This is a genomic window from Luteimonas sp. A649, from assembly GCF_054072735.1.
Genome location: NZ_JBSVRQ010000003.1, coordinates 38740 through 62954, shown reverse-complemented (window position 1 = coordinate 62954; position 24215 = coordinate 38740). Strand labels below are relative to the sequence as shown.

Annotated in this window: 21 protein-coding genes; 5 read left to right on the top strand and 16 right to left on the bottom strand. The window is 70.0% G+C overall.

Annotated features, from left to right (window positions below; translation table 11 throughout):
* The first annotated feature begins 63 nt into the window (after positions 1–63).
* Together ACW5E8_RS12200 and ACW5E8_RS12195 are read left to right on the top strand one after the other, a co-directional pair.
* Positions 64–1617, top strand: a complete 1554-nt coding sequence (locus ACW5E8_RS12200; protein WP_456965803.1) for an AlkA N-terminal domain-containing protein — start codon at positions 64–66, stop codon at positions 1615–1617.
* An 8-nt stretch (positions 1618–1625) separates the two neighbouring features.
* Positions 1626–2117, top strand: coding sequence for a methylated-DNA--[protein]-cysteine S-methyltransferase (locus tag ACW5E8_RS12195; protein ID WP_456966013.1), 492 nt, complete (start codon positions 1626–1628; stop codon positions 2115–2117).
* A gap of 95 nt (positions 2118–2212) precedes the next feature.
* Here ACW5E8_RS12195 and ACW5E8_RS12190 read toward each other — a convergent pair whose 3' ends face one another.
* From ACW5E8_RS12190 to ACW5E8_RS12150, 9 genes are all read right to left on the bottom strand, one after another.
* The gene (locus ACW5E8_RS12190; protein WP_456965802.1) at positions 2213–2722 is read right to left on the bottom strand and encodes a transcriptional repressor; all 510 of its coding nucleotides are present in this window, start codon (positions 2720–2722) and stop codon (positions 2213–2215) included.
* 152 nt (positions 2723–2874) lie between these two features.
* Positions 2875–4275, bottom strand: coding sequence for a glutamate--tRNA ligase (gltX, locus tag ACW5E8_RS12185; RefSeq protein WP_456965801.1), 1401 nt, complete (start codon positions 4273–4275; stop codon positions 2875–2877).
* A 94-nt stretch (positions 4276–4369) separates the two neighbouring features.
* Positions 4370–5548 (bottom strand): PP2C family protein-serine/threonine phosphatase, encoded by a 1179-nt coding sequence (locus ACW5E8_RS12180; protein ID WP_456965800.1) that lies wholly within the window; start codon positions 5546–5548, stop codon positions 4370–4372.
* Positions 5545–6444, bottom strand: coding sequence for a patatin-like phospholipase family protein (locus ACW5E8_RS12175; protein WP_456965799.1), 900 nt, complete (start codon positions 6442–6444; stop codon positions 5545–5547). Before ACW5E8_RS12175 ends, ACW5E8_RS12180 begins: the two co-directional genes overlap by 4 nt.
* Positions 6437–7297, bottom strand: coding sequence for a patatin-like phospholipase family protein (locus ACW5E8_RS12170; protein WP_456965798.1), 861 nt, complete (start codon positions 7295–7297; stop codon positions 6437–6439). Before ACW5E8_RS12170 ends, ACW5E8_RS12175 begins: the two co-directional genes overlap by 8 nt.
* 28 nt (positions 7298–7325) lie before the next feature.
* Positions 7326–7664 (bottom strand): STAS domain-containing protein, encoded by a 339-nt coding sequence (locus ACW5E8_RS12165; protein WP_456965797.1) that lies wholly within the window; start codon positions 7662–7664, stop codon positions 7326–7328.
* Entirely contained in the window at positions 7661–8128 is a 468-nt protein-coding gene (locus ACW5E8_RS12160; protein WP_456965796.1) for an ATP-binding protein, read from the bottom strand. The genes ACW5E8_RS12165 and ACW5E8_RS12160 overlap by 4 nt, the downstream gene beginning before the upstream one ends.
* A complete protein-coding gene (locus ACW5E8_RS12155; RefSeq protein ID WP_456965795.1) occupies positions 8125–8499 on the bottom strand; it encodes a response regulator in 375 nt (124 codons plus the stop codon). Before ACW5E8_RS12155 ends, ACW5E8_RS12160 begins: the two co-directional genes overlap by 4 nt.
* The gene (locus ACW5E8_RS12150) at positions 8496–10787 is read right to left on the bottom strand and encodes a response regulator (protein WP_456965794.1); all 2292 of its coding nucleotides are present in this window, start codon (positions 10785–10787) and stop codon (positions 8496–8498) included. The genes ACW5E8_RS12155 and ACW5E8_RS12150 overlap by 4 nt, the downstream gene beginning before the upstream one ends.
* Positions 10788–10971: 184 nt before the next feature.
* Here ACW5E8_RS12150 and ACW5E8_RS12145 point away from each other — a divergent pair, with 184 nt between their 5' ends.
* Genes ACW5E8_RS12145 through lpxH form a run of 3 tightly spaced genes read left to right on the top strand, consistent with a single transcriptional unit; the run spans position 10972 to position 14904 of the window.
* Positions 10972–13572: a protein kinase domain-containing protein gene (locus ACW5E8_RS12145; RefSeq protein WP_456965793.1), complete on the top strand. Its 2601-nt coding sequence runs from the start codon at positions 10972–10974 to the stop codon at positions 13570–13572.
* Positions 13569–14141 carry an ECF-type sigma factor gene (locus ACW5E8_RS12140; protein WP_456965792.1) on the top strand — a complete coding sequence of 191 codons (573 nt, stop codon included), beginning with the start codon at positions 13569–13571 and terminating at the stop codon, positions 14139–14141. The genes ACW5E8_RS12145 and ACW5E8_RS12140 overlap by 4 nt, the downstream gene beginning before the upstream one ends.
* 25 nt (positions 14142–14166) lie before the next feature.
* Complete coding sequence (lpxH, locus tag ACW5E8_RS12135) at positions 14167–14904, top strand: UDP-2,3-diacylglucosamine diphosphatase (RefSeq protein ID WP_456965791.1); 738 nt, start codon at positions 14167–14169, stop codon at positions 14902–14904.
* Between the two features lie 36 nt (positions 14905–14940).
* On the opposite strand, the gene ACW5E8_RS12130 is transcribed toward lpxH, so the two are convergent.
* The 7 genes from ACW5E8_RS12130 to folC form a co-directional block, all read right to left on the bottom strand.
* Positions 14941–17124 carry a TonB-dependent receptor plug domain-containing protein gene (locus ACW5E8_RS12130; protein ID WP_456965790.1) on the bottom strand — a complete coding sequence of 728 codons (2184 nt, stop codon included), beginning with the start codon at positions 17122–17124 and terminating at the stop codon, positions 14941–14943.
* A 174-nt stretch (positions 17125–17298) separates the two neighbouring features.
* Positions 17299–18843 (bottom strand): M23/M56 family metallopeptidase, encoded by a 1545-nt coding sequence (locus ACW5E8_RS12125; RefSeq protein WP_456965789.1) that lies wholly within the window; start codon positions 18841–18843, stop codon positions 17299–17301.
* Positions 18840–19217, bottom strand: a complete 378-nt coding sequence (locus ACW5E8_RS12120; protein ID WP_456965788.1) for a BlaI/MecI/CopY family transcriptional regulator — start codon at positions 19215–19217, stop codon at positions 18840–18842. The genes ACW5E8_RS12125 and ACW5E8_RS12120 overlap by 4 nt, the downstream gene beginning before the upstream one ends.
* A gap of 242 nt (positions 19218–19459) precedes the next feature.
* Positions 19460–20266, bottom strand: a complete 807-nt coding sequence (locus ACW5E8_RS12115; RefSeq protein ID WP_456965787.1) for a ferritin-like domain-containing protein — start codon at positions 20264–20266, stop codon at positions 19460–19462.
* A 2-nt stretch (positions 20267–20268) separates the two neighbouring features.
* Entirely contained in the window at positions 20269–21741 is a 1473-nt protein-coding gene (gene purF, locus ACW5E8_RS12110) for an amidophosphoribosyltransferase (protein ID WP_456965786.1), read from the bottom strand.
* A gap of 33 nt (positions 21742–21774) precedes the next feature.
* Positions 21775–22872 carry an SPOR domain-containing protein gene (locus tag ACW5E8_RS12105; RefSeq protein WP_456965785.1) on the bottom strand — a complete coding sequence of 366 codons (1098 nt, stop codon included), beginning with the start codon at positions 22870–22872 and terminating at the stop codon, positions 21775–21777.
* Positions 22873–22901: 29 nt separating this feature from the next.
* Positions 22902–24215 carry a bifunctional tetrahydrofolate synthase/dihydrofolate synthase gene (gene folC / locus ACW5E8_RS12100; protein ID WP_456965784.1) on the bottom strand — a complete coding sequence of 438 codons (1314 nt, stop codon included), beginning with the start codon at positions 24213–24215 and terminating at the stop codon, positions 22902–22904.

Below are 24215 nucleotides of genomic sequence, written 5' to 3'. Positions count from 1 at the left end.
GGCCCCGGTGCTGATGTCCGAATCCGGCCAGTCACACGCTGGGCGCGGTGCTAGCCTGCGCCCATGCCCTGCCCCGTCCTGCCCACCGCCGACACCTGCGACCAGGCGCGCCGAAGCCGCGATCCGCGCTTCGACGGCCTGTTCTTCACCGGTGTGCACAGCACGCGCATCTACTGCCGCCCGGTGTGCCCGGCGCCGTACGCGAAGCGCGTGACCTACTTCGCCAACCCGGCTGCGGCGGAAGCCGCCGGGTACCGGCCGTGCCTGCGCTGCCGCCCGGAACTGTCGCCGTCCGACGGCGCCTGGCGGCGCGGTGACGCGGCGCTTGCGCGTGCGCTGAAGCTGATCGATCAGGGCGCGCTGGCGGATGCGCCGCTGGCCGCACTCGCCGAACGCGTGGGACTGGGCGAACGCCAGCTGCGGCGGGTCTTCGTCGAACGCCTCGGCGCGCCGCCGATCGGCGTCCACGGCACCCGCCGGCTCCTGTTCGCCAAGCAACTGCTGACCGAAACCGCGCTGCCGATCACCGAAGTGGCGATGGCCGCGGGCTTCGGCAGCCTGCGCCGCTTCAACGCCACCTTCCAGGACGCCTACCGGATGGCCCCCCGCGACCTGCGCCGGCAGCCGGGCGCAGCGACGCACAGCGGCGGCGACACCCTGGCGCTGCGCCTGGGCTACCGCCCGCCCTACGACTTCGCGGCCATGCTGGCCTTCCTGCGCGGGCGCGCCCTGCCGGGCGTGGAAGCCGTGGACGACACCAGTTATGCCCGCGTCATCGCCGGCGACAACGGGTCCGCCCATGGCTGGCTGCGCGTGTCGGCCTGGCCGGGCGGCGAGCACGCGCTGAAGCTGGAGCTGCACGCACCGCTGGCCTCGCGCCTGCTGGACATCGTGCAGCGCCTGCGCCGCATGTTCGACCTCGACGCCGACCCGCATGCGATCGCAGCCGCGTTGTCCGCGGACCCGCGGCTGCGGCCGTTGCTGGACAAGCGCCCCGGCCTGCGGCTGCCCAGCGGCTGGGACGGCTTCGAGATCGCGGTGCGTGCCGTGCTCGGCCAGCAGGTGAGCGTGGCCGCCGCGCGCACGCTCGCCAACCGCCTGGCGCAGCGTTTCGGCGAAGCCTTGCCGACACCGTTCCATGACGGGCTCGAACACCTGTTCCCGACGCCCGCTGCGCTGGCCGAGGCCGACCTGTCGACGATCGGCCTGACCCGTGCGCGCGCCGACACCGTCCGCACCGTGGCCCGCGCCCTGCTCGACGGCCGCGTCGACTTCCGGCCCGAGCGCACGCTGGAGGACTTCGCCGCGCGCTGGGTGGGACTGCCCGGCATCGGGCCGTGGACGGCGCAGTACATCGCGATGCGCGCATTGGGGCATCCCGACGCCTTCCCGGCCGAAGACCTGGTGCTGCAGAAGGCCCTGCCCGGCGACGGCACCCGCGTCACGGCCAAGGCCCTCACCGCGCATGCGCAGGCATGGCGGCCCTGGCGCGCCTACGCCGTGATCCATCTCTGGAAGGAGTCCCTGGCACCCGCTGCTGCCGGGGGCATGCGAACCGGCAACACGGTTTCGCGCGAACACGCACGTACTGGAAGGCGAGAGGTAACCGCACCGTGAAGAATTTCATGCACATGGACACGCCCATCGGCGTGCTGACGCTGGCCGCCGACGACATCGGCCTTTGCCGCATCGACTTCCCGCCACCGCGCCCCCCGCCGGCGGGTGACGGGTGGCTTGAAGGCAGCAACGAGGTGCTGGTCGAAACCCGGCGCCAGCTCGAGGAATATTTCGCCGGCAAGCGCCGCGATTTCGACCTGCCGCTGTCACCCCGCGGCACGGACTTCCAGCGCAACGTGTGGACCACGCTTGCCGCGATCCCCTACGGCAGGACGTGGAGCTACCGCGACCTCGCGCAGCGCATTGGAAAACCGTCGGCGATGCGCGCGGTCGGCGCGGCCAACGGGCGCAATCCGCTGCCGATCGTGCTGCCCTGCCATCGCGTGATCGGCGCGGACGGTTCGCTCACGGGATTCGGTGGCGGGCTGCCCACCAAGGCGTTCCTGCTGCGGCTGGAGGGATCGCTGCCAGACGGCAGCAGGGACCTGTTTCCGGCCTGAGCCGACGCTCGGCAGATGGCCTGGCGTCCGGCGGACCCTGGCGCACTCCCGGGTCCGCACGTTGCACGGCCCGAATGGCAACGCAGGATGCGAACTCAAGGCGGGCCGGTGGCTTCCTCTGCGGCGCAGTCAGCACACGTGCCATGCACCTCCAGCGTCTGCGCCCGCGGCCGGAAGCCGAGCGCGAGCGCGCGTTCGTCGAGCGCGGCCACGATCTTGCTGTCCTCGAGTTCGACCGCCGTGTGGCAGCTGTCGCAGATCAGGAACGGCACCGAGTGCTGCGCGGTGCTGGGATGGTGGCAGGCCACGAAGGCGTTCACCGACTGCAGCTTGTGGATGAAGCCGTTGGCCAGCAGGAAATCGAGCGCGCGGTACACCGTTGGCGGTCCGGCGGCGCCGGGGCCGTTGCCCTCGCGCACGCGGTCCAGCAGGTCGTAGGCCTTGATCGGCTGCTCGGCCTCGGCGATCAGGCCCAGCACGTGCGCGCGGATCGGCGTCAGGCGCAGGCCGCGCTCGCGGCAGGCGCGCTCCACCGCGGCCACGAAGGCGGGGCCGTCATGGACGTGGTGCTTGGGATCGGTACAGGCGTGGGCATGCGCAGGCATATATGGATGATGGTGCCGAACGTGCGGCGACTCAAGCCGGCACGCCCACTGCCATCACCAGATGTGGGAGCCGCTATAGCGGCGATCGCTCCGCGGTTGGCCAACAAGAACACTGGTGCCCATCGCGGCCATGGCCGCTCCCACAGGTGGGGTCAGGCGGGAATGCGCGCGATCGCGGCGTCGATGCGCCCCAGGGCTTCATCGCGCCCGGCCAGGTAGACCGTGTGCGCGATGTCCGGGCTCACCTGGGTGCCGGTGATCGCCACCCGCAGCGGCTGCGCGACCTTGCCCATGCCCAGCCCCAGCGTTTCCGCCGTGCCCTGGAGGGCTTCTGCAATGGCCTCGACTGTCCAGCCCGGCAGCGCCTGCAGGCGATGGCGGGCTTCGGCCAGCGGCGCCTGCGCCTCGGGCTTCAGGTGCTTGGCCACGGCCTTGTCGTCGTAATCCGTGAGCGGCTGGTACCAGACCGCGGCGCGTTCAGCCATGTCCTTCAGCGTCTGCACGCGGTCGCGCAGGGCGAGCACGACGTCGGCCGGCGCGGGGCCGGCGGCGAGGTCGTAGCCGGCGTCGCGCAGGTGCCACTCGAGATGCTTCGCGACGTCCGCAGGCGCGTCGTCCTTCAGGTACTGCTGGTTCAGCCAGCCCAGCTTCGCCATGTCCAGGCGCGCGGCCTTGGCATTGACGTCCTTGAGGTCGAACAGCTGCTGCATCTCGTCGATGGAGAAGATCTCCTGGTCGCCGTGCGACCAGCCCAGGCGCACCAGGTAGTTGAGCAGCGCGTGCGGCAAATAGCCCGCATCGCGGTACTGCATGACGTCGGCCGCGCCGGTGCGCTTCGAGAGCTTCGCGCCCAGCTCGTCGAGGATCATCGGCAGGTGCGAGAACGCCGGCACCTCGGCGCCCAGCGCGAGGTAGATGTTGATCTGGCGCGGGGTGTTGTTGACGTGGTCGTCGCCGCGCACCACGTCGCTGATGCCCATGTCGAGGTCGTCGACGACCACGGCGAAGTTGTAGGTCGGGTAGCCGTCGGGGCGGAAGATGACGAGATCGTCGAGTTCCGTGTTGCTGATCTCGATGCGGCCCTTGACCTTGTCCTCCCACGCGACCACGCCATCGAGCGGATTCTTCAGGCGGATGACGCGGTTGGGATCGTCGCGGTACGGCGCGCCCTGGTCGCGGTACGCGCCGTTGTAGCGCGGCTTCTCGCCGGCGGCCATGGCGGCCTCGCGCATGGCGTCGAGCTCGTCCTTCGACTCGTAGGCGTAATAGGCCTGCCCGGCCGCCACCAGCTGCTCGGCGACTTCGCGATAGCGCTCCACGCGCGAGGTCTGGTAGATCGGGCCTTCGTCGTAGTCGAGGCCGAGCCACTCCATCGCCTCGAGGATGGCGTCGATCGCGGCCTGGGTGCTGCGCTCGCGATCGGTGTCCTCGATGCGCAGGATGAAGCTGCCGCCGCGGCGGCGCGCCTCCAGCCAGCAGTACAGGGCGGTGCGGGCACCGCCGATGTGCAGGTAGCCGGTGGGGCTGGGGGCGAAGCGGGTGCGGACGGTCATGGCGTATCGATGCAGGCGGGAGCCGCGCATTTTAGCCCGGCGGCAGGACCGGGACGGGCCGCAGCGCCGGAACCGCCCAAACGCCCTGCCGCACTCAGGATGCGCGGTGCAGGACCAGCAGTGTGATGTCATCGAACTGGGGCGCGGTCCCCATCGCTGTTTCCACGTCCTCCCGGACCGCCGCCATGGTCGCGTCCGCCCGGCCGCCGGCGGAGGCCAGCCGCGCCAGCAGGCTCTGCTCGGAGTAGGCGGCACCGTCGGCATCGGTCGCGTCGGTCACGCCGTCGGTGAAGGCGACCAGGGAATCGCCCCGGCCGATGTCGATGTGCGCCGCGGTGAAGACCGCGCCTGGCATCAACCCGACCGCGGGCCCGGTCGGCATGAGCCGCGCACGCACGCCGCCCGGCCCACTGACCATGGGCGCCTCGTGTCCGCCGTTGACATAGACCAGCTCGCCCGACAGTGGATCGAGGACCGCCAGGAACACGGTGGCGAACATGCTGTCGCGCTCGTGGACGCGTGCGATGTAGTCGTTGACGCCGGCCATCAGTTCGCAGGCCTGGGCCGCAACGTTGCCTTCGCCTTGCAGGATCCGCTCCGCCTGCGCGCGCAGCAGGCTGCGGAACAGCGCCATGAACAGCGCCGCGCCCACGCCCTTGTCGCAGACATCGGCCACGACAAGGACCATGCGTCCGTCCTGCAGCGCATAGGCATCGTAGAAATCGCCGCCGACGTGGCGCGCCGGCTGGAACCAGGCCGCGACGTCCCAGCCTGCGGCCTCCGGCAGCGCATGCGGCAGGAAGCCCGCCTGGATCGTGCGCGCGATATCCATCTCGCGCTGCAGGCTGCGCGCATGCAGCTGTTCGCGATCGCGCAGGCGCTTGCGCGCGAGGCTGGCGTCGACGCGCGCGCGCAGGATGTGCGGGTTGAAGGGCTTGGGAAGGTGGTCGTCCGCACCCAGCTCGATGCCCTTGATCACGCTGTCGGTGTCGTCCAGCGCGGAAATCAGGATCACCGGCACGTGGCACAGCTCGGCGTCGTCGCGCACGCGTTCCAGCAGCTCGTAGCCGTTCATCCCCGGCATCATGATGTCGAGCAGCATCAGGTCGAATCCGCCCGCACGCAGCCATTGCAGGGCTTCGTGGCCATTGGCCGCGACCTCGGTGGCATGGCCCTCGCGCTGCAGGCGCCGCACCAGCAGGTCGCGGTTGGCCTCGGTGTCGTCCACCACCAGGATGCGGGCCGGCTCGCTCACCGCGCGCACGCTGTTCATGCTGCCGCACTCGCCGTGCCGCGCGCCGCGTCGCCCAACCCGAGCTGCCGCAGGTAGGGCACTGCCGCCAGCATGGCCTGCTCGCCCTGCTCGATGATGTACGGGATCAGGTGGCTGTCGCCGATTTCGATGGGACGGTCGAAGGTCGGCATGATCGGCACGATCTCGGCGTGGTGGACCGCGCTGTAGAAGGCGTAGGTCGAATGCAGCAGGTTGTTGATGGTGACCGAGATCGCCTGGTTGGCGATGCCGAGCAGCGAATCGATGCGCGTCATCGGCGGCCGCGCGAAGCCCATCGCCAGGATGATCTCCGCGCCCTCGCGGATGGCAAGGCTGATCGGCAGCGGGTCGGACACGCCGCCGTCGACCAGCAGCCGGCCGTCCACCGGCCACGGCCGCAGCAGCAGCGGCATCGCGACGCTGGCGCGCACCGCATCGACGATGGAACCCGAACTCAAGGCCACCTTCCCGCCGGAGTGCAGGTCGGTGGCGGCGATGTGCAGCGGGATGCGGGTATCGGCGAAGGTCTTGCCGCCGAACAGCCTGGCGATGTTGGCGCCCACCGCCGCGTCATCGATCAGGCCGATGCGTTCGCTGGATCCGAAGCGCCCCGGCAGCAGGCTGCGCAGCACGGAGCGGTAGTGCACGCGCTTGAACAGGCCGGTCCACATTTCGTGGCTGTAGCGCTCGGCGTCGGCCGCCGTCCTGCCGAGCGCCATGCCGGCCATGTAGATGCTGCCGCCGCTGCAGCCGACCACCATGTCGGGATGGATGCCTTCGCGCTCGAGCACCTTCCACATGCCGGCCGCGGCGGCGCACTTGACGCCGCCGGAGCCCACCACCAGCGCGACGCGCGGGCGCTTGGGCACGGCGACGGCGGGCGATGCGTCAGGCACCCACGGCCTCCAGCGCCTGGCGGATATGCGGCAGCTGCGCTTCGGTGGCCCGCTCGCCCTGCTCGATGACGTGCGGGATCTCGGCGGTGTCGAACAGCCGGATCGGCCGGCCGAAGTCCGGCATCATCGGGATGATCTCGGCGTGGTGCGCCAGGTTGTGGAAGGCGTAGTTCGCGCGCAGCAGGTTGTTCGTATAGACGCTGTTGACCTGGAACGCGAAGCGCGTCGCAGAACGGATCCGGCTCGGATACGGACTCTCGAAACCCATCGCCAGGATCACGTCCGCGCCTTCCCGGATCGCGACATCGATCGGCAGCGGGTCGGACGCGCAGCCATCCATCAGCCAGCGGCCGTCGATCTTCGCCGGCTTCCAGACGTAGGGGATCGCGATGCTCGCGCGGATCGCATCGCGTACCCGGCCCTTTCCCAGCACCACCTTCTGCCCGTTCTCGAGGTCGGTCGCGACGATATGCAGCGGGGTGCGCGCGTCCTCGAAGCGCCGGTCGCCGAAGATCTCTTCCAGCGCCGACATCATCGGCCGGTCGTCGACCAGGCCGAAGGCACCGTCGAACTTGAACAGGCGTGGCAGGAACGCGCTGAGCATCGAGCGCACGTCCCGGCGCCGGGTCAGCGACGGCGTCCACAGTCCGCGGGTCAGGCGCTCGCAGGACGCCAGGTCGTAACCCAGCGCCATCACCGAGGCATACAGGCTGCCGCCGCTGCAGCCGACCAGCAGGTCGATGCCGATCCCCTCGCGCTGCAGCACCTTCCACATGCCCAGGGCCGCCGCGCACTGCACGCTGCCCGCCCCGATCACCACCGCCACCCGCTTGCGTCCGGCCGTCCTGGTCATAGCGTCCATCCCGTATCCCCTTCGGGCCTCAGCCCGCGTAGCTGTCCATGGCGCTGGCGACGTCGTCGTAGCACTTCATGATCGTGGTGAAGCCGCTCAGTTCGAGCACCTTCAGCACGGGAGGATTGATGCTTGCCAGGCGCAGGTCGCCGCCGCCCTGGCGGGCCTGCTTCACCGTGGCGAGCAGCGCGCGCAGCCCGGCGCTGCTGGTGTAGAGCACCCCGGCAAGGTCGGCCACCAACCGCGTCTGGCCGGCATCGACATAGCCCTGCAGGGTGCCGAGCAGGCGCTCGGCGGTCAGCCCGTCCACGCTGCCGGAAATGACGACGACCGCGGCATGCCGGCCGGTTTGAAGTTCGATGTTCATGTATGCGTGCTCCTCTCTCTTTGCCTTGGATCCGTCGTGCCTGCCGCGACGTGCTTGACCAGCAGGTACACGTTGCCGCCCTCCATCCCGGGCGCCCATCCGACTTCGTCGATGACGCTTCGCACCAGGTGCCATCCCAGCCCGCCCACCGTGCGTTCGCTGCAGTCCGCATCAAGGTCTGGCGTGGGCACCGCAGCCGGATCGAACGCCGGCGCCGCGTCCGCGATCGCCACCGTGACCCGCGCCGGCGCATGGCTGACGCGGATGTCGACCGGGCCGGAGTCGCTGCCATAGCCATGCGCGAAGATGTTGACGAAGACCTCTTCGATGGCCAGTCGCAGATCGCTCCGCGCCTCGTCGTCGATGCCGGCGCAGGCGCTGTCGAGGAACGTCTCCAACCGGGCGAGGTCCTGCAGGCGGCTGGCCCGGAACTCCATGAGTCCGGTGGTGGCCGGGCCGCTCACTGCGACACGCCGTCCCACAGCAGCGCGCCGGCCTTGCCCAGCAGCCGGTCGATGTCGACGGGCTTGGTGTCGAAGTCGTCGCAGCCGGCTTCCAGCGCGCGCATGCGGTCGTCCACCATCGCGTGCGCGGTGAGCGCGATCACCGGGATCGAGGCAGTCCGCGCGTCGTCCTTGAGGCGCCGGGTGGTCTCCCAGCCGTCCATCACCGGCAGGCCCATGTCCATCAGGATCAGGTCCGGGGATTCGCCCAGCGCCATCGCCAGCGCCACGCGTCCGTCCTCGGCAATGAGGACGTCGTGTCCGCGCCGGATCAATCGCCGCGACAGCATGTCGCGATTCATTTCGTTGTCTTCGACCAGCAGGATCTTCATGGCGCGATACCGTCGGCCAGCACGGGGGCCGCATGCGCCGGACCGCGCACCGCGCGCCGCACCTCGTCTTCCAGTTCGCGGCCGCGATAGCTGCCTTTGGCGATCACCCTGGCGACGCGGGGCGACAGGTCGTATTCCTCATCGGGCGTCAGCTCTTTCGCAGTCAGCACGATGATGGGCACGTCGGCCGCGCCCAGTTCACCGTGCAGGGCATCGAGGAACGCGAAGCCGTCCATGCCCGGCATCATCAGGTCCAGCAGCACCAGGGCCGGGGCCATGCTGCCCACGCATGCGAGTCCTTCCGCACCATTGGCGGCTTCGACCACGCGCCATCCCTGTCGCTCCATCTGCCGACGCAGCATGCTGCGCGTGGTGGCGTCGTCATCGATCACCAGGATCGGCCGCGAGATGCCCGACGGCAGGTGGCGGGACACCACCTCCACCAGGCTGTCCTGGTGGACGGGCTTCACCAGGTAGTCGTCGGCGCCGATCGCCAGGCCAAGCGCCTGCTGTTCGGTCACCGAAATCATGACCACCGGGATCGACGCGAACTGCGGATCGGTCTTCAGCTCCGTCAGCACGCTCCAGCCATCGGCGCCGGGCATCAACACGTCGAGCAGGATGAGCTTGGGCGCCCGCTCGCGCGCCATCCGCAGACCGTCCCGGCCATTGCTCGCGAACTCCACGCGCAGGCCCTGGCGCAGCAGCATCCGGCCGATGACATCCGCGCCGGCGGCGTCATCGTCGATGACCAGCACGGTGCGCGCCTCGGCGACGGCCTGCTCCGTGGCCTGTTCCTCGGGCGTGGCGGCGGGATGCAGCTGTTCGGCGTCGCCGGATTGCGCCGGCAGGCGGATGGTGAAGGTGGTGCCGACACCCGGCGCGCTGCGCATGCCGACCTCGCCTCCCAGCATTTCGGCGAAGCGCCGCGTGAGCACCAGGCCCAGGCCGGTGCCGCCGTACTTGCGCGTGGTCGACACGTCGGCCTGCGAGAACGGCTGGAACAGGCCCCGCTGCTGTTTGGGGGAAATGCCGATGCCGGTATCCTCGACGTCGAACGTCAGCCAGTCGCCAGAGGTCCCCTTGGTGCGGCGCGCACGCAGGCGGATTTCGCCGTTTTCGGTGAACTTGGCGGAGTTCCCGATCAGGTTGAACAGCAGCTGCCGCAGCTTGGTGACGTCGGTGCGCATCGTCCCCAGCTCGCCCGCCTCGATCACGAAGCGGTTGCCCTTCTTGTCCACCAGCGGGCGCATCGTGGTGACCACGTCGTCGAGCAACGAGCGCACCTCGACGTCTTCCAGGTCGAGCTGCATCTTGCCGGCCTCGATCTTCGACAGGTCGAGCACGTCGTTGATCAGGCGCAGCAGGTGCTTGCCGGCCTTGTGGATCTTGCGCAGGTCCGGGACCAGCAGCTCCTCGCCCGACTCCTGCGCTTCCTCGACCAGCAGTTCGCTGTAGCCGATGATCGCATTCAGCGGCGTCCGCAGTTCATGGCTCATGTTCGCCAGGAACAGGCTCTTGGACTGGTTGGCCGCGTCCGCCTCTTCCTTGGCCTGGGCGAGCTGCACGCCCTTCTCCTCGATCTTGAGGTTCTGCTCCTGCAGCAGCCTGCGGCTGCGCACGAAGCGCTTGCTCTGCAAGTGGGAAAACATGCCGAACACCGCGGCGATCAGGAAGATGCCGATGATGCTGGCCACCGTCGACAGCACCGGCGATGCGAAGTCGATCTCGTATCCGGTGAGCCAGCCGCAGGCGATGATCCCCACCGCGATGCCCTGCACGCCGCGGCCGGCAAGGCGCGCGCCGCCCACGCCCATGTTGCCCAGGCTCATGCCCATCAACATCATGACGCTCGGCCACGGGCTGAAATGCATCGCCGCGACCAGGACCCCGACCATCACCGCATCGGCCAGCAGGTTGATGTGCTCGGCGCGCTTGGAATCGCGGCTGAGGCGGGCATGCAGGTAGGCCAGCTGCGGCCAGGCCACGCCCCAGGACAGCAGCAGCGCGATCACGAGCGTGCTGTCGCGTCCGCTGGCATGGAACACCGAATAGATGACCGCCGACAGCAGGGGCATGCAGGACATCCGGGAGAGGTAGTCGAGCCGGACGATCGGATGCAGGCTGGAGCGTGGGTTCGCCGCGCGTTCCCGGGGCATGCGCGCGAAGTCGGGCAGCAGGGGCGCCACGCTTCCACGTGCAGGTCTGGCCCCGATGTGCTGGCCCACGAACGGCCAATGCGGCGCCAACAGCGGCTGGCTCGTGGCGAATGCGTGCTGGGTGTCCATGCGATGCCCCTCGTCAGGTGGCGGGCGTTTTCGTGCCCGTTTCCCATGACTGCGCAGGACGGCGACGGATTTGATCATCGCAGTGGAATGACCGGTTCCGGTCGTCGTGCCCGTTTGTGGTGGAGTCCGGGCGAGGGCGCCACCGCGGCGCCTTCCTGATCCGGCACGGCAGGGGAGCCACCGGATGCAAGACCGCTATCTGCAGGCCAAGGCGCTTGCCATGGAAGCGCTGGAGCTTGCGCCGGAGGCCCGCGAGGCCTGGCTGGGGCAACGCATCGGCGACGACGCGGGCCTGCGCGCCGAAGTGGACTGGCTGATCGCTTCCGCCCACACCGGGCCCGACGATCCGCTGGCGCCGGGCTGGCCGCAGGCCGGCACCGCACCGCTGCACGAAGGCGCCCGCATCGACGCCGCGCAGGCCGGCCAGTACCGCATCCTGCGGCTGCTGGGCGAAGGCGGCATGGGCGTGGTCTACCTGGCCGAACGCGACGACGGCAACGCCCGCCAGCTGGTCGCGCTCAAGCTGCTGGCCAGCACCGGCCCGCAGGGCGAGCGGCTCGCCCTGCGCATGGTCGAGGAGCGGCGCATCCTGGCCTCGCTGCACCACCCCAACATCGCCCACCTGCTCGACGGCGGCAGCACCGGCGACGGCCAGCCCTTCATCGCCCTGGAATACGTGGAAGGCGAGCGCATCGACCGCTGGTGCCAGGCGCGCGCGCTGCCGCTGCGCGAGCGCGTGACGCTGTTCCTCAAGGTCTGCGCGGCGGTGGAACATGCGCACCAGCGGCTGGTCATCCATCGCGACCTCAAGCCCGCCAACATCCTCGTGACCCTGGAGGGCGAGCCCAAGCTGCTGGACTTCGGCATCGCCCGCCTGGTCGAAGCCAACGCCCCGGCCGATCCCACCGGCACCGCGCACCGCGCCCTCACCCTTGCCTATGCCAGCCCCGAACACGTCGCCGGCAAGCCGCTGACCACCGCGACCGATGTCTGGTCGCTGGGCATCGTGCTGTACGAGCTGCTGGCCGGCACGCGCCCGCACCAGGCCATGGAGTCCGGGCACCTGCTGCCCGATGCCATCGTCTCCGGCGACATCCGCCCGCCGAGCCACGCGCCACACACCGGCAACCATGATGCCGACCGCACCGCGCGCACGATCAGCCACGCCGTCGGCAGGATCCCCGCCGACATCGACGCGATCGTGCTCAAGGCGCTGCGGCACGCGCCCGAGCAGCGCTATCCGTCGGTGGCCGCCCTGTCCGAGGACCTGCGCCGGTTCCTGGAGTCGCGGCCGGTGTCGGCGCGACGCGGGCATGCGCTGTACCGGATGCGACGGTTTGCCTGGCGCCGGCGCTGGCCGCTGGTCGCGGCCTCGGTGCTGATGCTGATCGGTGTCGGCTTCGTGTTCGAGCGCGAACGCCAGCTGCAGCAGGTGATCGCCGAACGCGGCAAGGCGCAGGCGCTGGCCGGCTTCATGACCGAGCTGTTCGCCAATGCCGATCCGTCGCGCTCGCGCGGCGAGCAGATCACCGTGCGCGAGGTGCTCGATCGCGGTGCGATCGACCTGCGTGCCCGCACCGACCTTCCGCCCGACGTCCGCGCCGACCTGCTCCTGGCCATGGCCGAAGCCAACCATGGGCTGGCGCTGGATTCCGCTGCCGAGCCGCTGTTCCAGGAGGCGCTGGAGCTCAAGCGCCGCACCGGCACGCCGGTCGAAATCTCGCGCCTGCAGATGAAGCTGGGGCACGTCTACGCGCAGCAGGGGCGCAATGCCGATGCCATCCGCATCCATCGCGAGGCGCAGGCGGGCCTCTCGCAGGGCGATCCGGAGGAGTTCCTGGAACGTGTCCGCCACCGGGTGCGCGAGCTGCGCAACGAGGGACTCGCCAGCACCCGTCCCGGCGCCGAAATGGCGGTGGACCTGGAAGACGTGCTCGCCACGCTTGGCGAGCCGACCGACGCGTCACGGGCGATGATCCGCGCCGACGCGCTGGCGGCGCTGGCGGACGCGCGCCAGCACACCCGCGAGCTGGACCTGGCGCTTGCCGCCCACGAGGAATCCGTCGCGCTGCTTGAACGCCACTCCAGTGAGAGTCCGGTGGTGCTGCTGACCGCACACGCGAACCACGCCGCGCTCATGCTCGACGTCGACCTTGAACGCGGCATCACGATGTTCGAACAGCTCGACGCCGACTACGTGCGGCTGATCGGCGAGAACACGCTGTCGCGCGCCGTCAACCTCAACCAACTCTCGGTCGGCTATTCGCGTGCCAAGCGCAGCGAGGATTCCGCCCGGACCAGCGGCCTGGCCGTGGAGGTGGCACGTGCCACGACGAGTGCCGACAACCGCCTGTACCTGCAGCTCGCGGTGGGCCACGCGATCGGCCTGCGCAGCCTGGGACGCCACGAAGAATCAGCCACGCTGCTGCGCGAGGTGCTGCCCGGGCTCCGCAGCCGGTCCGCACCGGGCGTGGACGCGGTCAACCTGGCCTATGCGCTGTCGGCCCTGGCACGCGTACTCGTGGACCAGGGAGCGGATCCGGCGCAGGCCCGCGACATCGCCATTGAAGCCGAAGCCGTGCTGCTGCCGCATGCCGGCGACTACCTGGTGGTCTACGACGGCGTGATCGATCCACTCGCGCGCTCGTTGACCATGCTCGGCGCGCACGACCAGGCCAGCGCGGCCATGGCGCGCTACGCCGCCTTGCTGGACGCTCGCGGCGAGCCCGCGCAATCGCCCTGGCGAGTGAGCCTTGCAGAGCTGCGAGAGAGGCTCCGGCAATGAGCCCGGAAGCACCCCAGGGCGACGTGACTCGCCTGCTGCAGGCTGCCGCCGATGGCGAACCCGCGGCCATGGACCAGGTCGTGCACGGGCTGTACCAGGCCCTGCACCAGCTCGCCGCCGCGCAGCTCGGGCACGAGCGCCACGACCCCATGCTCAGCGCCACCGTGTTGATCAACGAGGCCTGGCTGAAGCTGTTCGCAGGCGCGACCCTGCCGGCGCTCGAGAACCGCGGACACCTGCTGGGGCTGGCCGCGCACGCGATGCGCCAGGTGCTGATCGACCACGCCCGCCGCCGCCTGTCGGCCAAGCGCCCGCAGGACCGTGATCGCATGCAGCTGACCGAAGTCGCCGAAAGCCTCGGCGAAGCCGTCGAACCCGATGCCCTGGAAGACGCCCTCAACCGCCTGGCGAGCCTGGACGAACGTCAGGCGCGGATCGTCGACATGCGCTTCTTCGCCGGCCTGACAGGCGAGCAGATCGCTGCCGCCACCGGCCTCTCCACCGCCACCGTGCAGCGCGAATGGCGCATGGCCCGCGCCTGGCTGCGCCGCGAGCTCGAAGTGGACTGAAGCCGCGGCGCTTTACAATCAGCGCATGACCACGCTCTTCGTCTCCGACCTGCACCTCGACCCGGCACGCCCGGAGATTACCCGCCTGTTCGGCGAGTTCCTCGACGGCGAAGCGCGGAGCGCCGACGCGCTCTACATCCTCGGCGACCTGTTCGAAGCCTGGGTCGGCGATGACGACCCCTCGGACACCGGCGCGTTCGTGGCCGACCACCTCGCCGCCCTCGCCGCCTTCGGCGTGCCCGTGCACTTCATGCACGGCAACCGCGACTTCCTGCTGGGCGCCGCCTACGCACGCCGCGCCGGCATGCGCCTGCTCGAAGACCCCACCGTCATCGACCTGCACGGACGGCGCGCGCTGCTGATGCACGGCGACACGCTGTGCACCGACGATGCCGCCTACCAGCAGTTTCGCGCGCAGACGCGCGACCCGGCATGGCAGGCGCAGTTCCTCGCACAGCCACTGGACGCCAGGCTGGCGTTCGCACGCCAGGCGCGCGCCGCGAGCCAGGCGCGCCAGGGCGAACTGCGCGACGCCGGCACCATGGAAACGATCACCGACGTCGCGCCTGACGCCGTCGACGCCGCGTTCCGCACGCATCCGGTGGACCTGCTGATTCACGGTCATACGCACCGTCCCGCGGTGCATGCGCTGGACGTCGAGGGCCGCGCCTGCACGCGCGTGGTGCTCGGCGACTGGTACGAGCAGGGGTCGGTGCTGCGTGTGGATGCCGACGGAGTACGGCTGGCGGACCTTGGGGCCTGAGGCTCCGTCGCTACCTGTCCTTCCGCCGAGCCGGCGTCAGAACGTGACTTCAAGGCTGGCACGGATACTGGCGTGCGACGCACGCCGGCGTTCGATCTGCTGCCGGCCGCTGACATCGAAGTACTCCGTTTCACTGTCGATATCCTGCTGCAGCACGTTGCCCGCGCTCAGCCGCAACCGGGCTCTTGTCGACAGACTTGCCAGCACGTACGCGTCGAGCTCCCGACGCGCGGATTCGCTTTCCATCTGGTGGATGCCGGTGCGCACCGTGCCGCCGCTGCGGTAGCTGTAGCTGGCACCCATCGACCAGGTGGCGTTGACCCTGTAATCCGTGGCCACGGTGGAGCTGAGGCGCGGTTGCTTGGCGATGCGATTGTCCGGTCCAGGCACATCATTGATCCGCGACCAGTTGCGGATCAGGTTGAAACGGAGATCAAGACCCGGCACGCCCAAGACCTTCACAAGCGGGACCTTGGCGTCCAACTCGATGCCCCAGGCGGTGGCATTGCCACCGTTGACCGGCATCGCGACCCAGCGATCGCCGACCAGGCGCGTTTCGGTACGGGTAACGTCTTCGATCATGCGCGCGTACCCGCCCAGGCTGAACGTCGTGCCGCCCTCGCCGTGCCGTTCGTAGGCGAGGTCCACGCCGGTGGCAAGTTCCGGCTTCAGCGCCGGATTGCCCACGATGTCGGGATCGAGTTCGCGGTTGTTGGTGGAGGTGTACGGCCTCGGGGTCAACACGCGGAGTTCCGGAGCGCGATAGCTGCGGCTCAGCCCGAGGCGGATCTGGTCGTTCGGATCCGACAGCCTCCATCGTGACTGGAGCACGGGCGAGAGCACGCTGGCGCTGTGGCGGATGGGCGCGAATTCATCGCCTTCGCTGCGCGTTTCGATGTGTTCCCAACGGGCACCCAGGTACAGGGACCAGGCGGGCGTCACCGTCCATTCGTCCTGCGCGTAGACCGCGACACGGCGGATCCCGGCATCGAACGACTGGTCGCGGATGCGTTCCGGAAACCCGTCGAATGCCAGCAGGTGCTGCATGCGCGATTCGCGCCGGCGGTCCAGGCTGGCCTCCCACCCTGCCTCCAGCGCATGCGCGCCTGCGTCGGGCCAGGTGTACTTTCCGGAGGACGTGACGTTGTGCACGCGTAGCCTCCCATTGGTCGCATCGTCCAGGTTCTGCCTGCCATCGGCCGCGTATCCCTGCTCGCGGAAGCGCGACTCCTCGCGGTTGCCGCCCAGGCTCAGCTTGCTGGCCAATGCGCCGCCTCGCTCGAACCCATGCGTCCATTCGAGGTCGGTGCGCAGCTGCACTACGTCGATGCCGGTGAACTGCCTGTAGTCCGTATGGTCGAGCTCCGGTCCTGACTGCGTGCGCCAGCCGATGTCGGCGTGCCTGTGGTGGTTGCTGGCATCGAGGAAGGTCCGCCAGCTGAGGCTGTCGCCATTCTCCAGGGTGAGGTTGAAGGCGGGTGACAGCGACAGGACATCCCGGAAGCCGCCCACCCGCAGGTGCGTGCTGCGATGCAGGTCCTGCCCCCCACCGGCGTCATGGCCGGTTTCAACACCGGCTTCCTCCACCAGGAACTCGCGCCGTGACACCGTGGCGTTCAACGCGTACCCACGGTGGTCATCACGACGGGACTGGCTCCAGGTGATGGCCGGCGTGGCTTGGCCGTTGGAGTCAGCCAGTCCGATCCTGAGTTCGCGCGAGTCCGTACGCGTGGCCTTGGCCAACACGATGTTGATCGTTCCGGCGATGGCCTCGGTGCGCATGTCCGCGGTGACCGTGCGCAGGATCTCGACCCGTTCGACCATGTCCGCGGACAGCGCACCCGGGTCGAAGCCGGCCGGTGCGGCTTGCCCATCGACCAGGATCTGGGTGTAGCCCTTGCCCATGCCCCGCAGGGTGATGGCGCCCGCGCTTCCGGGCGCGCCGGTGGTGACGGTGACGCCAGGCAACCGCCTGATCGCATCGGCCAGGGTGACGTCGCCATTGCGGAGCAGCTCGTCCCTGCCAACGACCATGCGCGATGCCGTATCGTCCCGCCGCGGATCGTATTGCGCGCCCTGCACCTGCACGCCCTGGAGGTCCTTCACCGCGGTCGGCTCCGTCGCGCCGATCTGGCCGCAGGCCAGAAGCGCCGGGGCCGCAAACCCGATGCGCAGGCAACTGTGCAGCGGCGGCCAAAAGAATGCGAAGCGTGTCTTCATCTGTGGAATCCAGGTCCTGTTCGATCGCGTTTCCGGGCGCACGTCGGCGCCGATACCCGGTCGACGGGCAAGCGCCGTCCCTCCCGGGTCCGGGAAGTGCACGTAAAAAGAGGTGGAGCCGCCGGCGGCTTGCCGGCCGGGACGCCGTTGCGGGCGGCGCTGCCTGCTAGCCGCTCATCGCAGCAAAGGCTCCGGGTCGACGCGTTGTCCGTTCAGCAGCATTTCCATGTGCAGGTGTGGTCCGGTCACCTTGCCGGTGGTCCCGGCACGACCGATCTGCGTGCCCGCCGCGACGCGCTGTCCGGGCTGGACATCGAAACCGTCCAGGTGCGCGTACAGGGTTTGCCAGCCTCCGCCGTGGTCGAGCACGACCACCGTCCCGTAATTGGCTCCATCCGGGTACCGCGTAGTTGCCGCCGTGACAATGCCGCTCGCGGGCGCAAGCACGGGGGTTCCGCGTTTCGCGGCAAAATCCACGCCGCGATGGGGCCGCGTGCGCACGCCGCCAGCGGCCCCGTACCCGCTGTTGATACTCGGCTCGGCGACGGGAAAGCCGAAGCGGACGGAGGAACCTGCAGGTCCAGCGACCGCGACCGACGCTGCCCCGGCGTCATCGTGTCGCGATGACGCGGCCGTCGACGCAACGGGCACCGATGGGCTGGTCGCGACGGCCAGCGGGTCGCTGACCGTCGACGCCGCACCGATCTGCACGGCGGCCAGCGCGCTGCCGGCCACCAGCGCGAGCGCCGCCAGCACGATGCGCAGCGGCAGGGCCAGGGACCGCCTCGAATCTCCCTGCACCATCTGCCGGATTCTCAGCTTGTGGCTTCCGGGATCGTGGTGCGAAAACGCCAGGAGCGGCGACGGTGTCGCTATCCGGGCCGACAGGCGCAGGGCTTCCAGATACGCCCCCGCATAGGCGCGGCGGGCCGCCTGATCCTCTCCCGTCGCGGCCGCATCGCAACACAGCTCCGCGGCGACCTGCACGCGCCCGGCGATCAGGCGCAGGAACGGGTTGAGCCAGAGCACCACGCCCACCAGACGCATCAAGGCTGCGCGCTGCGGATCGTACTGGGCCAAGTGGCTGGCCTCATGGCGAAGCACCATCGCCAGCTGGCTGTCGCTCAGGCGTTCCAACAGGGACGTCGGGATGACGATCGCCCGCTGCGGCCAACACACCACAAACGGGCTGACCGGGCTGGTGGTCGTCCTCAGCGCGATGCCCAAGCGATCTAGCCGCTGCCGCTCGGCGGTGCCCAGCGGCCCGGGCAAGGCGGCTGCATTCACCGGGCGCGAAGCCCGCACCAGGTGTCGGACGGCCAGCGCGCCCCTGCACGAGCGCACCGCCGCCACGCCGGCGCCGGTGACGTACAGCAGCAGGAGCAGCGGTTCCAACCGCGCCCAGATGCCTGACGGCGCTCGCACCTCGTGCAATCGAGCCTCGAGTCCGCCAGACAGCACGCCGGGATCGATTACCGACGGCAGTGGAACCGGGGACGACAGCGGCCAGACCACATCGGCCGGCATGAAGCCGTGGAACGCGATCGCCACTCCGGTCGGCAGCACCGCCAGGGCCCAGACGATGAACCAGTAGCCGCGCGCCGCGTGCGAGATGCGCAAGCCGCGATGCACGGCCAACCCGATCGTCCACGCCAGCATGCCCGCGAACAGGCAAGCGCCGGCATGAAGCCACCAGATATCCTGGATGGACGGGCTCATGGCTGCGCATCCCGATCCGGAGCGCGGAGAAGCGCCTCCAGCTCGTCGATCTCGGCTTCACTGAGCAGGCGACTGTCGGCAAATGCCTGGGCGGGCAATGGACCCTCGATCTCCAGCACGCGCCGGGCGAAGTCCCTGCTCAATGCCGCCAGGGTCGAGACCTTGCCGATGGCCGCGCGGTAGACGTTCAGTCCATGCGAATCGAGCTCCTCCACCAGGCCCTTTTCCACCATGCGCTCCAGCGTCTTGCGCGTGGACGAGTAGGACCAGCCGAGGACGGGAGACACGTGGTTGTGCAGCTCACGTGCACTGCAGGCCTCGTTCCGCCACAGGCACTTCAGCAGTTCAAGCTCGGTGTTCGAGGGGTGGCTCATCGGCGACGGCCCGCTTCATGGTTGTTGTCGCAACCATACGACACATGTCACACGTCGACAAGCAGGCCTTACGGGCCATGTGCTCCCAAGTCGCCACCGCCCGCCTGACACACGGGCGCATGGGGTACGCAGCCGGCATAAAGGGACCCGAAGGGGCACAGCCGGCGGAGTACCCCATGCGTCCGACGCCGCCCAGGCCTCCGCCATGCCGTGCCACGCATGCATCGACGCCACCCGAAACCTCAACCAGCGAGCTGCACCAGCGCCGCCAACTCGTCCTCGCTGAAACCCGCCGCACTGCGCGCATCGACGTTGAACGGCCCGTGCAGCACCGCGCGCGCGTACTCGGCCAGCAGCTCGCGGAAGCGCGGCTCCGGATCGATGCCCCCGCGCTCGCAGCACCAGCGGAACCACCGGCTGCCGGCAGCCACGTGCGCGATCTCCTCGCTCAGGATCACCTCCAGGATGTCGGCGGTCGCGTGGTCACCCAGCGCACGCAGCTTCACGATCATCCCCGGCGTCACGTCCAGCCCTCGCGCCTCCAGCACCCGCGGCACCAGCGCCATGCGTGCCAGGGCGTCATGCGCGGTCTTCTCGGCCATCTCCCACAGGCCGTTGTGGGCGTCGAAGTCGCCGTAATCGAAACCCATCGCCTGCAAACGCGCGCGCAGCATGGTGAAGTGACGGGCCTCGTCATCGGCCACCATCACCCAGTCGGCGTAGTACTGCGCCGGCATGCCGCGGAAGCGGTAGACCGCGTCCCAGCCCAGGTCGATGGCGTTGAACTCGATGTGCGCGATGGCGTGGATGAATGCCGCACGCCCCTCGTCGGTTCCGAAGCCGCGGCGCGGCAGCTCGCGCGGATGCACCAGGCGCGGGCGCGGCGGACGGCCGGGCATGCGGATCGGTTCGGGCGGCAAAGCGTCGCCGTCGACCTGCAGCGCCCCGCTCCGGAACGCCGCCGCAGCCGCGTGCGTCGCAGCCACCTTGTCCTCCGGGGATGCAGCCGCAAGACAGTCGCGCGCCGCGTCAAACAGCGAACCGCCCACGCTTACGCGCCCACGCGGCGCTTCTTCTTCGCCTCGTCGGAGCGCAGCTGTCGCAGTCGCTCGAAATAGCCCGGCTCGATGCCGGTGACGTACTCGCCGCTGAAGCACGAGCTGTCGAACTTCTTGCCCGGGAACTTGTGCCCCGCCACCGCCGCCTCGAGGTCGGTCAGGTCCTGGTAGACCAGCCAGTCGCAGCCCAGCAGCGTCTCGATCTCCTTCTCGCTGCGACCGTTCGCGATCAGTTCCTCGACCGAGGGCATGTCGATGCCGTAGACGTTGGGATGGCGCACCGGGGGCGCGGCCGAAGCCAGGTACACCTTGCGCGCACCGGCGTCACGCGCCATCTGCACGATCTGCTTCGAGGTCGTGCCGCGGACGATCGAATCGTCCACCAGCAGCACCACCCGGTTGCGGAATTCCAGCGGGATCGCATTGAGCTTGCGCCTCACCGACTTCGCCCGTTCGCCCTGCCCCGGCATGATGAAGGTGCGGCCGACGTAGCGGTTCTTGACGAAGCCCTCGCGGTACTTCACCCCGAGCACGTGGGCGAGCTCCATCGCCGAGTCGCGCGAGGTGTCCGGGATCGGGATCACCACGTCGATGTCGTGGTCCGGGCGCTCGCGCAGGATCTTCTCGCCCAGCGTCACGCCCATGCGCATGCGCGCCTTGTGCACCGAGATGTTCTCGATCATCGAGTCCGGGCGCGCGAAATACACGTATTCGAAGATGCACGGCGCATGTTCGCCGGCCTCGACGCACTGGCGCTGGTACAGCTCGCCGCGCGCGGTGATGACGACGCCCTCGCCGGGCTCGACGTCGCGCACGCGCTCGAAGCCGAGGATGTCCAGCGCCACCGACTCCGATGCCACCGCGTACTCGGTGCCACCGTCGGTCTCGCGCTTGCCGAGCACCAGCGGGCGGATGCCATTGCGGTCGCGGAACGCCACCAGGCCCAGGCCCAGCACCAGCGCCACCGCCGCATAGCCGCCGCGCGCGCGCCGGTGCAGGCCCTCGACCGCGTTCAGCGCCGCCTCGGGGGTCAGCGCGCGCTGGCGGTCGAGCTCATGCGCGAAGACGTTGAGCAGCACTTCCGAGTCCGACTCGGTGTTGACGTTGCGGCGATCGGTCTCGAAGACCTCGCGGCGCAGGGCGTCGGTGTTGATCAGGTTGCCGTTGTGCGCGAGCGCGATGCCGTAGGGCGAGTTGACGTAGAACGGCTGCGCCTCGTCGTGGCCTTCGCTGCCGGCGGTCGGGTAGCGGCAGTGGCCGATGCCCACGCGCCCCTCCAGCAGCGCCATCGCCGCGTCGTCGAACACGTCGCGCACCAGGCCGTTGCCCTTGTGCACGCGCAGGCGGGTGCCGTGGCCGGTGGCGATGCCCGCGGCATCCTGCCCGCGGTGCTGCAGCACCGTGAGGCCGTCGTACAGCGCGGCCGCGACTTCAGTGGTTCCGACGATGCCGACGATGCCGCACATGGAGGTCCTGCCAGGTCTTGGTTGGAGCGGTGATCAGGGATGCGAACGCACGAGGCCGTCGATGCCGAAGCCCGACTTCACGCGCGCCTTGAGCTGGTCGGCCTCGCCACGCGTGGCGACCGGGCCGGCCTTGACGCGGGTCAGGGTGCCTTGGTCGGTCTGCACGGTGTCGGTGAACGCACCGATGCCGGCAGCGCGCAGCTTGTCGCGCAGCGCGTTGGCATCGGCGACGTTGCCGAAGGCGCCGAGCTGCACCGCGAACCCGGTACCACTCGCGGCGGCAGGCGCCGAAGCCGCCGGAGCTGCGGGGCTCGCCGTCGTTGCCCGCGGGGCTGCGGCGTTGCCGGAAGACGCCGGCGTGGGCGCGTCCAGCGCGACCACCGTCGCCGAGGCGCGCGAGCCGATGCCGGTGGCGCGGACGCGCGCGGACTCGGCGTCGGCACGTCCTGCGTAGGGACCGATGCGCACGCGCCATGCATCGCGGCCGTTGACGCGCGTCTCCTCCACGTAGGCAGGCAGGTTCTCGCGGCGCAGGCGCTCGACCACGGTCCCGGCGTCGGCGCGCGTGGCGTAGGCACCGAAGTTCACCGCGTAGTCGCCTCCGGCCGTGGCGGCGGGAAGCCGCGGGGCAGGCGGCGTCGGGGCAGGCGTCGCAGGGGCAGGCTTGGGCGGCTCGGGCTGCGCGGGCTTCGGCGCAGGAGGTTCAGCCTGTGCAGCGGCGACCGGCTGCGTCGGCGCGGGCGCGACTTCGCGCGGCGACTCCGCCAGGGGTTCGGGAGCCAGCGGTTCGGCGGCCACGTCGCTGCCGGTGACCGGCAGGGCCTGCACGTCGGAGGCCAGGTCGGCGGCATCCTCGTGGCGGGCATCGCCTTCGGGGCGCGCGGTGGCGGTGTCGACGATCGCCAGGCTGCCGTCGTCGGCCAGCAGGCCGGCGCTGGTCGTGGCATTGGGCACCACCAGCGGCAGGTCGCGGGTGACGTAGTCGCCCGACGGGGTGGCAGGGACCTGCAGCGACAGGTCGGACACGCCGCTGTCGGGGGCGGGACCCTGCACCAGCATCGGCAGGAAGATCACGGCCAGCGCAATCAGTACCGCGGCGCCGACAAGGCGCTGTTTCAGTCCGGAGTCCATGGGCGCTCGCGCAGCAGGGGGCTGCGGAATTATACGGCCCCGCCCGCTCCAGCTTCTGAACCACCGGCAGCGAGCCACGCCAGCGCCGCGCCCGCGACGTGGAACGAGCCGAACGCGAGCACGCGATCGCCCTTGCGGGCCTGCGCCAGGGCCGCCTCCAGCGCGCCGGTCACGTCGGCATGGCGGGAACCATCGGTCGCCGGGGTGTTTGCAAGCGCCGCAGCGAGGGCGCGGGCGTCGCGACCCCGGCCGCCGGCACCGGCAATGCCCGCCAGGTGCCAGGAATCCACGCAGGGGGCGATGGCGTCGACCACGCCGGCGGCGTCCTTGTCGGCCAGCGCGCCGTACACCGCGATCGTGCGCGCCACGGGGGCTGCGCGCAGCCATTCCGCCAGGGCGCGCGCTGCCTGCGGGTTGTGGCCGACATCGACCAGCACCTCCACGCCCTCGCGCTCGAAGCGCTGCAGGCGACCGGGCACCTGCGCCGCGGCGATGCCGAGCGCCCAGGCGCCGTCATCGATGTCGAGGTCCAGCGCGCGCAGCGCGGCGACCGCGGCCGCGGCATTGCGCAGCTGCGCCGGTGCGGCCATGCGCGGCAGCGGCAGGGTCAGCTCGAAGCCCGGCTCGGACCACCACCAGGTGGCAACGGCCTTTGGACCGGCGTCGTTACGGCCGAAGCGGTAGTCGCTGCCGGCACGGATCGCGGACGCGCCGATGGCGTAGGCGTGGCCCAGGACGCTCGAGGGCGGATCGTCCTCGCCCAGTACCAGCGGCTTCCACGGCCGCGCGATGCCGGCCTTCTCGGTGCCGATGGACTCGCGATCGGGACCGAGCCAGTCCTGGTGGTCGAGGTCGACCGTGGTGATCACCGCCACGTCCGGATCCACCAGGTTGACCGCGTCCAGGCGCCCGCCCAGCCCGACTTCGAGCACCACGAGATCGAGGTCCGCGCGTTCGAACAGCCACAGCGCGGCGAGCGTGCCGTATTCGAAGTAGGTCAGCGTGGTCGCTTCGCGCGCCGCCTCGACCGCCCTGAAGGCCTGCATCAGGTCAGCGTCGGAGGCGTCGGCGCCGTCGATGCGCACGCGCTCGTTGTAGGTCAGCAGGTGCGGCGACGAGTACGCGCCCACGCGCTGGCCCGAGGCGGCGGCGATGGCCTCGATGAAGGCCACCGTCGACCCCTTGCCGTTGCTGCCGGCGACGGTCACCACGCGCCGTGCCGGACGTTCCAGGCCCATGCGCTCGGCGACCTCGCGCACGCGCTCGAGGCCGAGATCGACCTCGCGCGGGTGCCGCCCCTCGATCTCGCGGAGCCAGTCCGCAAGGCTGTGCAATGTGGCCAT